The sequence below is a fragment of the Leisingera sp. ANG-M1 genome (genome assembly GCF_000813745.1).
In the GTDB taxonomy this organism is placed as follows: domain Bacteria; phylum Pseudomonadota; class Alphaproteobacteria; order Rhodobacterales; family Rhodobacteraceae; genus Leisingera.
The window spans coordinates 103,409-116,888 of the sequence record NZ_JWLC01000017.1; the positions used below are offsets into that span (position 1 = coordinate 103,409).

Genomic DNA, 13,480 nt, shown 5'->3' on the forward strand with positions numbered 1-13,480 from the left:
GCATCCGCGGTTTTTGAGCCTTCCGGCCGGCGCAACAGCGCAAAACGGAACCAGGCTCTAAGAAGAAAAGGGGGAGAGATGTCGGGACTGGACATCAAGAGTGTCTCCATGCGTTTCGACCTGCCCAACGGCAGCTCGGTCCAGGCGCTGAAAGACGTTTCACTGAATTTGAAAGCGGGCGAGCTGATGTCGGTGCTGGGGCCTTCGGGCTGCGGCAAGACCACGCTCCTGAACATTCTGGCCGGGTTCCTGGCGCCGACCGAAGGCGCAGTGGAGCTGAACGGCCATGTGGTTGAAGGACCGGACGCCGAGCGCGGCATGGTGTTCCAAAAGGGCGCCTTGTTCGAGTGGATGAACGTGCGCGACAATGTGGAATTCGGCCCCCGGATGAAGGGCATGGCCAAGGCCGAGCGCGAGAAGATCTCGGACCGCCTGCTGGACATCGTCGGCCTGCAGGACTTCAAGGAGAAGGCGGTTTACGAGTTGTCGGGCGGCATGCAGCAGCGCGTGGCGCTGGCCCGCTGCCTGGCCAATGAGCCGGACGTGATCCTGATGGACGAACCGCTGGGCGCGCTGGACGCGCTGACGCGGGAGAAGATGCAAGGCCTGGTGCTGAAGCTCTGGAAAGAGACCGGCAAGACCATCATCCTGATCACCCACTCGGTTGAGGAAGCACTGCTGCTGGGCGAGCGGCTCATTGTGATGGCGCCGCGGCCGGGCCGTATTCACCGCGAATACAACCTGCCCTTTGCGGAGCGCGGCGTGAATGCCGACCTGCGCGACGTGAAGAAGTCCGAAGGTTTTGCCGAGACCCGGGATGAGATCCTCTCGATGATCTGGGAGATGGAAGAGGAAATCATGGGCCGGACGGAGCAGGTGGCATGACAGTCCTTATCTTTTATCTCGCGCTGTTTGCAGGCGCCTTCTTCCTGGTGCATCTGATCCGCCGCGGCATGCAGTCCCGGCAGGATTTCACCAGCCTGAAAACCGTAACCTTCGGCGACGAAAGCGCCGTGACGCCGGACCGGGCGGCTTCGATCATCTCGGTTCTGGTGATCTTTATCATCTGGGGGGCGTTCACCGGCTCCAAGCTGATCCCGATCCATGTGCCGGGGCCGTTTACCGGGGAAACCACCTTCACCTACACGCTGGAGAACGCCGAGGGCGCGACGGATGATGCCCAGGTGACCGTGCGGGTCTTCGGCTTTGGCGAGGAGGTCGAGAAATTCGAGGTGGAGGGCGGCGACGGCTTTGCCCAAAACGATGCGCTGCCGGCTCAGGCCGGGCGCTCGACCACGCTGCTGTTTGACAAAAACGATGAGGCCAAGCGCAAGGCGGGCGCCAAAATCGTTGCCATCAACGGCGAGGCGATCGGCGCGGATGGCTCGGTGGATACCGGCGACGGCAGTGTCACGCTGACCGGCAAGGGGGCAATCAGCTTTACGCCGCATCAGGGCATGCAGATGAACCCGATCTGGCTGCCGGCACCGGAAACCGTGGTGGGCCGGTTCTTTGAAATCGCCAATGAAGGCTACCAGAACTTCTCGCTGTGGCAGCACCTTGGCTGGTCGCTGACCCGGGTGATCGCGGGCTTTGTGACCGGTGCGATTGTCGGTATCCCGCTGGGCTATGCCATGGGTCTGAGCGGCTGGTTCCGCGGTTGGTTCGACCCGATTGTCGAATTTATGCGCCCGGTGCCGCCCTTGGCGCTGATCCCGCTGGTGATCATCTGGTTCGGCATCTGGGAGACGGGCAAGATCGTGCTTCTGTTCCTGGCAGCGCTTTGGATTATGACAATTGCGGCGCGGGCCGGGGTGTCCGGGGTGAATATCTCGAAAATCCATGCCGCCTATTCGCTGGGTGCCTCCAAATGGCAGATCATGCGCCATGTGATCGTGCCGAACTCGCTGCCGGAGATCTTTACCGGTGCGCGGGTTGCCATGGGGGTCTGCTGGGGCACGGTTGTGGCTGCCGAACTGGTTGCCGCGCAGAAAGGGGCGGGCATGATGATCATCGCCGCGTCCAAGTTCCAGCTCACTGACATCGTGATCATGGGCATCGTGCTGATCGGCATCATCGGCTATGGCATCGACATCCTGATGCGCAAGGCCGAGAACTGGCTGGTGCCGTGGAAAGGCCGCAGCTGATCTGAGACCCTAGCAAGACAAAAGAAAACGCCCGGGCAAGTCCCCGGGCGTTTTGCATTTTCAAAGTTAGACAAGTGAAGGAACTTTCTGAGGGCCGGGCGGAGAGTTATCCGCGGATCCGGTCAAATCCCGGATCATAAGGCGATGGCGCGATAACTGTTGCTGCGACCAGATCTCCGCAAAGATCGAGCTGAAGGGTGCTGCCCTCGACGGCCATTTCCGGCTCGACAAAGGCATAGGCCAGGTTCATCCCCACCCGGTGCCCCCAGTCGCCGGAGGTTACGGTGCCCACGACCTTGTCGCCCTGCATCAGCGAGGCGCCGCCATGAGCGGGTGCGTGGGTGGCGTCGATCTGCAGCGTCACCAGCTTCTTGCGGACGCTTTCGGATTGGCGCTTCAACAGGGCCTCGCGTCCGATGAAACCGCCTTTCTCCAGCTTCACGAACCGGTCCAGCCCGGTCTCGAACGGGTCGAATTCGGTGATCAGATCGGCTTTCCAGTGCAGGAAGCCTTTCTCCATCCGCATCGATTCCACCGCGCGGGCACCGAAAAGTTTGAGCCCGTGTTCCTCACCCGCTTTCCGCAGTGCCAGATAAGCTGCGTAGAGCGAGGCGTTGGGGATGTGGATTTCATAGGCCAGCTCACCGGAGAAGCTGACGCCCATCACAGTGGCGGGGGCAAAGCCGATGAAGCATTCACGCACCGAGAGCCAGGGGAAGGCCTCACGCGACCAGTCGCCCCGGGCGCAGGCTGAGAGCACGTCCCTTGCCCGGGGGCCGGCCAGGACCAGGATGGTCTGGTCATTGGTGAGGGAGCGGATCTGCACGTCCTCATCCGCGCCGATGTTCTGGGTCAGCCAGTCCATGTCGTGGAATTCGCTGGCAGCGGCAGAGCCGTACCAGACCCGCTCCGGCCCGCGGTCCGAGGCGGGGAGGTTGGCCACGGTGGCCTCTCCCTTGACCATGCCGTGGTGGTTCAAGAGGTATCCCAGCCCTACACGGCCCGCGCGTTTGGTGACGGTGCCGCAGAACATCCGGTCGAGGAAGCTGTGGCGGTCGGCGCCGGTGATCTCGAAGCGGTTGAAACCGTTGACCTCGGCAAGCCCGGCGTTTTCCTGCACGTTCTTCACTTCGGCGGCGATGATGTCGAAGGCCTCGTCAAAGTTGAAGCTGAGCGACGGATGGAAGTCTGGCGAAGGCTTGATGTATTCCACCCGCTCCCAGCCGTTCACCACGGTGAACTCGGCGCCCTCGGCGGCCATGATGGGCGTGAGCGGTGTGGTCTTCGCCGGGCGGCCTGCGGGGCGGTGCTCACGCGGGAAGTGGAAGCGGAATTCGTTCTGGTAATCCTCAATGGCCTTCAGTGCGGTCAGCTCAACGTTGGTATGGCCGGTGAAACGGCGCGGATCGAGGCACCAGGTGTCATAGCAGGCTTCGCCATGCACGATCATCTGCGCCAGCAGCCAGCCGTGGCCGCCGCCTTCGCCGAGGCCCGCGCGCAGGCCGATGGCGCAGAAGGCGTTGCGCTTGCCCGGGATCGGGCCGATCAGCGGGGCACCGTCGATGGTATAGGTGATGGGACCGTTGACGATGGAGCGGATGCCGGTCTCGCGCAGCGCGGGCATCCGGGCAAAGGCGCCCTCCAGCACATCCATGACGCGCTCCAGATCGTCAGGGCAGAGGGCGTTCACAAAGTTCGGGTCGATCCCGTCCATGCCCCAGGTCTTGCAGTCCTGCTCGTAGAAGCCGATCAGCAGGCCGTTCTTTTCCTGGCGGCAGTAGTAGTCCGAGATCGGGCAGCGGATCAGCGGCATCCGGTGGCCCGCGTCGATGATGCCTTGGATGTCCTCGGTCAGGAAGTACTGGTGCTCCATCGAGGCGACGGGGTGGTGGACGCCCATCATCGCACCGACCTCGTTCACCCGGTAGCCGCAGGCGTTCACCACGATATCGCAGTCGATGTCGCCGTGCTCGGTGTGCACCGTCCAGGTGTCGTCCTTGTGCTGGGTGAGAGCAGTCACCGGCGTGTTGCGGTAGACTTCGGCTCCTGCCTTGCGGGCGTGGTAGGCCAGTGCCTGGCACAGCTGCGCCGGGTCGATGTCGCCGTCCAGCGGGTCCCACAGGCCCCCGATCAGGTTGTCGGTGGAGATCAGCGGGTGGCGGCGGGCGCATTCTTCGGCGTCGATCACCTCGAAATGCACATCCATGCCCCGCGCCATAGAGGCGAAATGACGGTAGCCCTGCATCTGCGCCTCGGTATTGGCCATGCGGATGCCGCCGTCGCCATGGTGGTAGTTGATCGGGTATTCCGGATCCTCGGCCAGTTTCTTGTAGAGGTTGATCGAGTGGGTTTTCAGCCCGACCATGGTCTGGTTCATACCGAAGTTGGTGACCTGCGCCGCCGAATGCCAGGTGGTGCCGCTGGTCAGCTCGTTGCGTTCGACCAGAACGACGTCGCTCCAGCCTTCCTGGGTGAGGTGGTAGAGGGTGGAGCAGCCGGCGATGCCGCCGCCGATCACAACAACCTTGGTGCGCGATTTCATGGAATGTGCCTCCGGACAGATTTGCAGTGACTAAGCGCCTTGGCGGCAGGGGCTGCAATGCGGGCGGCGTCTATTCTCAGAAATTCGAAAATTTATTTGAATGAATTGCAAGGATGGCGGCGGCGATTGCCAGCCAGAGGCTGCGGCGGGAAGAGTTGGGGCAAGAATTGCCGCAGGAGGCCGGGATATGACAGAGCAGCGAGCAAAGAGAGGCGGGCGCCGGGAGCGGCTGGCGCAGCGGGCGGCGAAGCCTGCGCTGGATCCCTGTCCGCCGGGCCAGGTCGGCGGCGCATACAAACCGCTGACAGAGGCAGAGTGCGAGCGGATCTATTCCACAGCGCTGGATCTTCTGGCCAAGCTGGGCATGGGCGAGGTGCCGCCGCGGCTGCATGATGATCTGATGAAGGCTGGTGCAGAGGACAACGGCGCCGGCCGGCTGCTGTTTCCGCCGGTGCTGGTGGAGCAGGCAATAGATCAGGCGGCCAAGACCTTTGTGCTGCACGGGCGGGATGAGAGCCGATCAATCACCGTTGGCGGCAATGCGGTGCATTTTGGAACCGGCGGCGCGGCGGTGCAGACGCTGGATATGGAAAGCAGCCTGTACCGGCCTTCAACGCTGGAGGATCTGCATGATTTCACCCGGCTGCAGGACACGCTGGCCAATGTCAGCTGGTTCACCCGCTGCTGCGTGGCAACCGATGTGCCGGACAACTATGATCTGGACGTGAACACGGTCTATGGGCTGCTGAAGAACACGACCAAACCTGTGGCAACCTCCTTCACTTTGGCGGAGCATGTGGCACCGATTGTGGAGATGCTGGATATTGCCGCGGGCGGGCCGGGGGAGTTCTCCAAACGGCCTTTCGTCAAGGCGCATATCAGCCCGGTGATCTCGCCGATGCGTTATGGCGAGGATGCGGTGGAGGTCGTCTACGAGTGCATCAGGCACAACATTCCGATGTCCTGCATCACCGCGGCGCAGGCGGGGGCAACGGCGCCCGCGACACTGGCGGGGTTCCTGGCGCAGTCGCTGGCCGAGACCCTGGCCAGCCTGGTGATGGTGCATGCAATCCAGCCGGGCTTTCCGATGGTGTTCTCCAACTGGCCGCTGGTGATCGACCTGCGTACCGGCGCGTTTTCCGGCGGCAGCGGCGAGACGGCGGTGCTGAATGCGGCCTCGGCGCAGCTGTCAAACTGGCTGGGGCTGCCCTCGGGCGTGGCCTGCTCAATGACCGACGCCAAAGCGATTGATGCGCAATACGGGATGGAGAAGGGGCTGACCTCGCTGGCGGCGGCGCTGGCGGGGGGGAACCTGATCTATGAGAGCTCGGGCATGACCGCGTCCCTGCTGGGGGCAAGTTTCGAGGGGTTTGTGCTGGATGACGAGATGCACTCGCACACCTACCGGGCTCTGCGCGGGATCGAGGTGAGCGAGGAGAACCTGGGCTTCGAGGCGATCTGCGAGGCGGTGCTGGGCGAGGGGCATTTCCTGGGCGGGCAGCATACCTATGCGGCGATGGAGCGGGATTATTTTTATCCTGCCCTGGCCGACAGGGACGAGCCGCGTACCTGGGCAGAGAAGGGCGCACTGGATGCCTGGGCACAGGCGCGGCTCAAAGCGCAGGAGATCCTGCGGACGCACCACCCGGAGTATCTGACTGCGGAGCAGGACATGGAGATCCGGTCGCGGTTCAAGATCCTTTGACGCGGTTCGAATTGCATCAAAGAAACCTGTAAAACAGAGATGTGAACGCATAGGGCCGCAGAGACCCGCGGGGTGGCGCAATCGCGCCGCCCCATGGGGGCGGGTCGGCGCGGCCCGGCCTGCAGCCGGGCAGTACAGTCTTTAATCTTGGTTGTTGCAGTAGTGCCTGTGGGTCAGGAAATCAGTTTGAAACTGTCTGCCAGCCAGGGCGTGCTCTGGTGGAAGGGCTTGATCGCGTGGTCGGTGATCAGGCTACGCATCCGGTTGTCCACAAGGTCGAGGATCGAGCGGGAGCAGTCCGGGGTGGAGACTATCGCCAGCGTGCGTGAGAAGCTTTTGCCGGGGAAGGCGACCATCTTCAGCTTGGGCTGAAACCGCTTGGCGCGGGAGAACAGGAGCGGCGTGGTGATGGTCCAGCCGGCACCTGCCGCGACCATGGCCATCAGCGTCTGATTGCTGGCGCATTCAAAGCGGTGCGGCAGCGACAGCCCCATGCGCCGCAGCTGGGATTCGATCTGCCGGGCAATGATCAGGCTGCCGGAGAACCGCAGGAAGGGCAGTTTGCTTTTGCCTTCAATAACTTCCTGCAGCAGGTGCTCCCCGGCCTTGGGAAGCACCACCACAAAGGGGTCGCGCAGCAGCGGCGCATCCTGCAGGTCGCGCAGGCGCTCGGCCGGAGTGGTGGTGATGCCGAGATCCAGCTGCCGGTCGCGCAGCATGGCCAGGATCGCGTGGCTGGAATCTGTGTGATACATGAAATCGCAGCGCGGCATGCTGGAGGACAGGAACACCGCCAGCTCCGGCATGATGTCGCTGTCGAAATCCTCGATCGTACCAAGCCGCAGATAGCTTGCTTCCGAGATATTGCCGGCTGAGGCTTCGGCCTTGGCTTTGCGGATCGCGTGCAGCGCGTCGTCGATATTGCGCAGGAACACCTGGCCCTTGGGCGTCAGCACCATCGGGCGGCGGCTGTGATTGAACAGCTCCACGCCCAGATGATCCTCAAGATTGCGCAGATGGTGCGAGATGGTGCTGACCGACAGGCCGGTCTCCTCGGCGACGTCCTGCAGCGAGCCCTTGCGGGCGGTGATCTGAAACAGTTCCAGCCCCTTGAGGCTCAGGTCTTTGCGGGCGGTTTGGCTAGGCATGGCGCATCTCTTCCACAGACACAGGGCTGCGTCATGAGGTTTCGCAAAAATTCTGAATAATGATAGCAAAAACTTGGAGCAGTGCGTTCTGTGTCTGCTGATCCTGGGAAATGTGGAAGCGTTCCCTCCCATAACAACCTGCCGGGCCGCGGAGCCCTGCCAGCTGTTTCAGGGAGATCAGAATGAAAAGACTGCTGTTATCATCCGTATGCGCCTTGGGCTTTGCGGCGCCTGCCTGGGCCGGGAGCTGCGGCGAGGTGACCATCACCCAGATGGACTGGGCCTCGGCCAATGTGGTGACCTCGGTGTCGAAGTTTCTGATGGAGCAGGGATACGGCTGCAAGGTGACCACGGTGCCGTCCTCGACCCCGACCGCGCTGACCTCGGTGGCGGAGACCGGCACGCCGGACGTTCTGACCGAGCTGTGGGTCAACACCGCGCCGGCCTATGCGGAGCTGGTGGCGGAGGGCAAGCTGGTGGAGCTGGCCGACGTGCTGTCCGACGGCGGTGTCGAGGGATGGTGGGTGCCGCAGTATGTGGTCGATGCCAACCCCGAAGCCGCGACGCTGGAGGGGATCCTGGCCAATCCGGCACTGGTCGGAGGCCGGTTCGACAACTGCCCGGACGGCTGGGGCTGCCGCACGGTCAACGACAACATGAACAAGGTGATCGGCCTGGAAGGCAAGGGCATCGAGGTGTTCAACCACGGCTCGGGCGAGACGCTGGCGACAGCGCTGGCCTCGGCTTATGCGGACGAAAAGCCCTGGTTCGGCTTCTACTGGGCGCCGACGGCGGTGCTGGGCAAGTACCCGATGGTGCTGGTCGACATGGGCGGGCATGACGCGGAGACCCACACCTGCAACGGCGACAAGGACTGCGCCGCACCGGGTGTTTCCGCCTATCCCAGCGCAGCGGTGAAGACTGCAGCCACCGCCAGCTTCCAGGAGCGCGAGCCGGAGATTGCCGATCTGATGTCCAAGGTCACGTTCACCAATGCGCAGATGAACGGGATCCTGGCCTGGATGGAAGACAACAACGCCTCGGCCGAGGAGGGGGCGGTGTACTTCCTGACCAGGCACAAGGACATCTGGCCCGAGTGGCTGAGCGATAGTGCGCGCGAAAACGTCTCGGCGCTGCTGAAGTAACTTGACCTCTGGAGAGGCTCTGCTGCGGCGGGGCCTCTTCGCAGAAGACAGAACGGGCACGGCAGCAATGGCATTTTACGACACCGCAATTGACCGGCTGGGGTTGCGCAGCTGGTGCGAAGACGGCGCCGCCGATACGCCGATGAGCATGGCGCAGCTGCTGGCCCAGACGAATGGCAGTAACGCGGAAGGCGGCGAGGCGCTGCCGTTCCCGTCGCTGGACACGCTGCACGAGGCCTGCGGTGCGATCCCGCAGACGCGCGACATGACTGCCGGTGTCGAAGCAGCGTTCCTGGCCGTGAAAGACGGGCTGAAATTCGTGCTGGACCCGCTGACCCAGCCCCTGTCCTGGCTGCTGGAGGCCGCGCTTTATGTCTTTACCGCGGTGCCCTGGTGGGTGCTGATCCCGGTGCTGATCTGGGCCACCTGGGCTGCGACCCGGCGCCGGGCGGTGACCGGTTTTGTGGCTGTGGTGTTCCTGTTCTTCGGGCTGATCGATCACCTGGACGTGGCGCTGCAGACGCTGTCGATCATCTTTGTCTGCACCGGTCTATGCGTGCTGTTCGGAGTGCCCATTGGCATCCTGATGTCCCGCTCCGACCGCACCCAAAGGGTGATGCTGCCGGTTCTGGACATGCTGCAGACGCTGCCCAGTTTCGTCTACCTGATCCCGCTGATCTTCCTGTTCTCGGTGACCGAGCCGAAGCTCTACGGCATTGCCATCATCCTTTATGCCATTGTGCCGGTGATCCGGCTGACCGATCTGGGTATCCGCCTGGTGGACCGTGATGTGATCGAAGCAGCAGACGCGTTTGGCATGTCGGAACGGCAGAAATTGTTCGGGGTGCAGCTGCCGCTGGCGCTGCCCAATATCATGGCGGGCGTGAACCAGACCATTATGATGAGCCTCGCGATGGTGGTGATCGCTTCGCTGGTCTCGGCACCGGGCTTGGGCGTGCTGGTCTTGCGCGGCATCCGCAATCTGGAGCTGGGCGTCGGCCTGGTGGCAGGGTTCGGCATCGTGCTGCTGGCGGTGGTGCTGGACCGCTGCTCCAAGGCTGCGCTGCAACGCATCGACCCCGCCCACAAAAGCAAATAGGAGCCGGCGATGAGCATCCCCAAGATCAGCATCCGCAATCTCTACAAGATCTTTGGCGCCCGGCCTTCTGAGGTGCTGCCGCTGGTGCGCGAGCAGGGCCTTGGCAAGACGGCACTGCTGGAGCAGCATCAGCATGTGCTGGGTCTGCAGGACATCAGCATCGATATGCAGGCGGGCGGGATCACGGTGATCATGGGGCTGTCGGGCTCTGGCAAGTCGACCCTGATCCGGCATTTGAACCGGCTCATCGAACCCACCGCCGGAGAGATCCTGCTGGACGGGCGCGACGTGATGGCGATGGGCGCGGCAGAGCTGCAGGCATTGCGCCAGAATGCCATGTCGATGGTGTTTCAGAAATTTGCCCTGCTGCCGCACAAGACAGTGCTGGAGAACGCGGCAACAGCGTTGAAAATCCGAGGGCTTCAGCGCGGAGATTGTGAGGCGGAAGCCCGCAAGTGGCTGGCCCGGGTCGGTCTGGAGGGGTTTGAGGGCCGTTACCCCAGCCAGCTCTCGGGCGGCATGCAGCAGCGCGTGGGAATTGCCCGGGCATTGGCGGCAGACAGTGACATCCTCTTGATGGACGAGGCGTTTTCGGCCCTGGATCCGCTGATCCGCACCGACATGCAGGATCTGCTGCTTGAGCTGCAGACCGAGCTGCACAAGACCATCGTCTTTATCACACACGACTTGGACGAGGCGCTGAAACTGGCGGATCATCTGGTGATCTTGAAAGACGGCGCGCTGGTGCAGCAGGGCGCGCCGCAGCATATCGTGATGAACCCGGCTGACCCTTACATTGAGGCCTTTGTCGGCGACATCAACCGAGCCCGGGTACTGCGTGCGGGCACCATCGCGCGGCAGGATGCACCAGCAGGCACGGTGTCCGGCGAGGTGGACTGGAACGACTCGCTGGAGACGGTCATCGAGCGGTTGAACGGCCGCCCTGGGGCCATCATTTCAGTGACCCTTGACGGCCGGCCCGCGGGAACCATTGGGGCTGAGGATTTACTGGCGGCCTTGCTGCCCTACCGCTCTGCCCCGGCCGCATCACAGGAAGCTGCACGCGCTTCCTGACGGCACTGTCCCGGCAGCAGCGCGGGGAAATCCAGTATACGCCAGTCTTTTCAAATGGCTGCAGAACGGCGCGCGGGTGCTGCCGGTGTTTGTGTTTCCCTTACGGAAGCTGCCAAACTCTCTGTCCTGAACCTGGGCAGGGACGTTGACGCATTGCTCTGACAGGCGCACACTGCAGCCACAGCGATAGTTTTCAAAGCACGAGCAAAATTTGCGGAATGTCTCACTCTGTGCCGGAACTGGCACCATGTTGTGCAGGATGACAGGCGATCTGGCCTTATCAATTTTTGAAACTGTCACTGTAGGAGACCGGGAAGCATCCGCAAGGTTTCACAGTTGGAACAACAAGAACAACAAATCACAGTCCAAAGGGAGATAACGACAAATGACTGTAAAGACGAATGTTTCGCGCCGCACGCTGCTGAAGAGCGCAGGGGCTGCAGCACTGGCTGCACCGCTGTACAGCAAGAGCGCGCTGGCCTCGTCGGGCGAAATCAACATCCTGATGTGGTCGGACTACCTGCCGCCGGAGTTTATTTCGGGCTTTGAAGCCAAGACCGGCATCAAGGTGAACTACACCGGCATCGGCTCGAACGAGGAAATCATCAACAAGATGAAGGCCACCAAGGGCCAGGGCTTCGACATCGTGTCCCCGACCAACAACCGCTCGCTGCAGTGGGGGCCGCTGGAGCTGCTGAAGCCGTTTGACATGAGCAAGGTCAACATCGACGCGGTGAACCCGGCGATGGCCAAGATCGGCACCGATGCTTGGAACTTTGAAGGTGCCGGCGTGCACTGGCTGCCGCATATCTGGGGCACCGAGGGCATCGCCTACCGCACCGACAAATGGCTGCCGGCCGGCGACGCGCCGTCCTACGGCGATGTCTGGTCGGAAGAAAATGCCGGCAAGACCATGGGCCGGGCGCATTCGATGATGCTGGGCGCGGGCCTCTACATGGAAGCCTCGGGCGAGATGGAGCCGGGCTCGATCTGGGCCGCCTATGACGACGAGGAAACCATGCGCAAAGTCTGGGGCCAGGTCACCGACTGGTGCGTGGCGCGCAAGAACCGGATCAAGCTGATCTGGAACGATGCTGACACCCAGAAGAACGGCCTGCTGAACGAAGGCGTGGTGGTTGGCCAGACTTGGGACGGCCCGCCGCTGGCGCTGAAATCCGCAGGCGAGCCGGTGCACTACCAGGCGCCGGTCGAGGGCGCGATGGCCTGGGTCGACGGCATCTCGATGCCGGTGGGCGCGCAGAATGAAGAGCAGGTTTATGCCTTCATCTCTTATGCTTACGAGCAGGAGCCCGCAGGCAAGGCGATTGACAGCCACGGCTACAACTCGCCGGTGCTGGGCGCCGACGGCTTCTCGGGCGATGTCTACAAGAAGAACTTTGCCGAAGCCTATCCGGGCAGCTCGCTGGCCAACCTGAACCCCTGGCCGGCCGAGGCGCCCTGGTACGCCGACGTGCGCACCGAGTTCGTCAACAAGTTCAAGAGCGCCTAAGCAAGAGCGTTTGAACGAACTGGCCCCCGGGACCATCCCCGGGGGCCAGCCGCGTATCTGCGGCGCAATCTTTTAAGGACAGAAACAGGAAACAGGTCTTGCGGGGCCGGCATGCGGCGCCGGAGGGGGATCTGTGCCTTGGGGAGAAACGAAATGAGTGCAGGTGTCGGGGTTGATCTCGAGAATCTGTGGATCCGGTTTGGCGATTTTGTTGCCGTTCGGGATGCCAATGTGAACATCAACGGGGGGGATTTCTTCTCCTTCCTGGGGCCGTCGGGCTGCGGCAAGACCACCATCCTGCGCGCGGTCTCCGGCTTTCTGGATCCGAGCGACGGCCGGGTGCTGATCGGCGGCAACGACATGAAAGGCATCGGGCCCAACAAGCGCCCGACGGCGCTGATCTTCCAGAACCTGGCGCTGTTTCCGCTGATGAAGATCTGGGAAAACATCACCTTTTCGATGGAGATCAAAGGCGCCTCGGCCAAGGAACGCAGGAAGCGCGCCGATGAGCTGCTGGACATGATCGCGCTGCCCGGCCAGGGCGACAAGCTGCCCTCCGAGCTGTCGGGCGGCCAGCGCCAGCGGGTGGCGATTGCGCGGGCGCTCTGCGCCGAGCCGGATGTGCTGCTCTTGGATGAGCCGCTGTCGGCGCTCGATCTGAAGCTGCGCCAGCATATGCGCACCGAGCTGCGCGAAATCCAGCAGCGGGTCGGCATCACCTTCATCTACATCACCCACGACCAGGGCGAGGCGCTGACCATGTCCGACAACATCGCGGTGATGAAGGCGGGCGTGATTGACCAGATCGCCGACGGCAAGACCATCTACAACGACCCCTCCACCGCCTTTGCCGCGTCTTTTGTCGGCGAAAACAACGTCTTCCGCGGCAAGGTCAAACGCATCATGGGCAATGAGGCGCTGATTGCGACCAACCGCTCCGGCGAGCTGGTGGCGCGGATCTCCACCGCCAACCAGGGCCGGATGAAAGAGGGCGACGAGGCGATGATGTTCATCCGCCCCGAAGCCTTTGCGCTGGCGCCGCAGGGCGCGGCGGGCGACCATTTCGTGACGGCCAAGGTCAACCACGAGGAGTTCGAGGGCAATGTCTTC

10 protein-coding genes are annotated in these 13,480 nt (G+C 62.8%); 8 read left to right on the plus strand and 2 right to left on the minus strand.

The window, feature by feature from the left end:
- Nucleotides 1-78: 78 nt before the first annotated feature.
- Nucleotides 79-885 (plus strand): taurine ABC transporter ATP-binding protein, encoded by an 807-nt coding sequence (locus tag RA19_RS15180; RefSeq protein ID WP_039134361.1) that lies wholly within the window; start codon nucleotides 79-81, stop codon nucleotides 883-885.
- Complete coding sequence (locus tag RA19_RS15185) at nucleotides 882-2,147, plus strand: ABC transporter permease (RefSeq protein WP_039164054.1); 1,266 nt, start codon at nucleotides 882-884, stop codon at nucleotides 2,145-2,147. Before RA19_RS15180 ends, RA19_RS15185 begins: the two co-directional genes overlap by 4 nt.
- Before the next feature lie 106 nt (nucleotides 2,148-2,253).
- Here the strand turns inward: RA19_RS15185 and RA19_RS15190 are convergent, their stop codons facing one another.
- The gene (locus tag RA19_RS15190; protein ID WP_039164056.1) at nucleotides 2,254-4,689 is read right to left on the minus strand and encodes a GcvT family protein; all 2,436 of its coding nucleotides are present in this window, start codon (nucleotides 4,687-4,689) and stop codon (nucleotides 2,254-2,256) included.
- Between the two features lie 187 nt (nucleotides 4,690-4,876).
- Here RA19_RS15190 and RA19_RS15195 point away from each other — a divergent pair, with 187 nt between their 5' ends.
- Entirely contained in the window at nucleotides 4,877-6,394 is a 1,518-nt protein-coding gene (locus tag RA19_RS15195; RefSeq protein ID WP_039164058.1) for a trimethylamine methyltransferase family protein, read from the plus strand.
- A 173-nt stretch (nucleotides 6,395-6,567) separates the two neighbouring features.
- Here RA19_RS15195 and RA19_RS15200 read toward each other — a convergent pair whose 3' ends face one another.
- The gene (locus RA19_RS15200; RefSeq protein WP_039164060.1) at nucleotides 6,568-7,542 is read right to left on the minus strand and encodes a LysR family transcriptional regulator; all 975 of its coding nucleotides are present in this window, start codon (nucleotides 7,540-7,542) and stop codon (nucleotides 6,568-6,570) included.
- A 182-nt stretch (nucleotides 7,543-7,724) separates the two neighbouring features.
- On the opposite strand from RA19_RS15200, the gene RA19_RS15205 reads away from it, so the two are divergent.
- The 5 genes from RA19_RS15205 to RA19_RS15225 form a co-directional block, all read left to right on the plus strand.
- Entirely contained in the window at nucleotides 7,725-8,687 is a 963-nt protein-coding gene (locus RA19_RS15205) for an ABC transporter substrate-binding protein (RefSeq protein ID WP_039164062.1), read from the plus strand.
- 67 nt (nucleotides 8,688-8,754) lie between these two features.
- On the plus strand, nucleotides 8,755-9,786 hold the full coding sequence (locus RA19_RS15210; RefSeq protein ID WP_039164064.1) for an ABC transporter permease: 1,032 nt from the start codon (nucleotides 8,755-8,757) through the stop codon (nucleotides 9,784-9,786).
- Nucleotides 9,787-9,795: 9 nt separating this feature from the next.
- Complete coding sequence (locus RA19_RS15215; RefSeq protein WP_039164066.1) at nucleotides 9,796-10,860, plus strand: quaternary amine ABC transporter ATP-binding protein; 1,065 nt, start codon at nucleotides 9,796-9,798, stop codon at nucleotides 10,858-10,860.
- A gap of 385 nt (nucleotides 10,861-11,245) precedes the next feature.
- Nucleotides 11,246-12,370: an extracellular solute-binding protein gene (locus RA19_RS15220; protein WP_039164068.1), complete on the plus strand. Its 1,125-nt coding sequence runs from the start codon at nucleotides 11,246-11,248 to the stop codon at nucleotides 12,368-12,370.
- A 153-nt stretch (nucleotides 12,371-12,523) separates the two neighbouring features.
- A partial coding sequence (locus tag RA19_RS15225; protein WP_039164070.1) for an ABC transporter ATP-binding protein occupies nucleotides 12,524-13,480 on the plus strand: 957 nt, incomplete at its 3' end.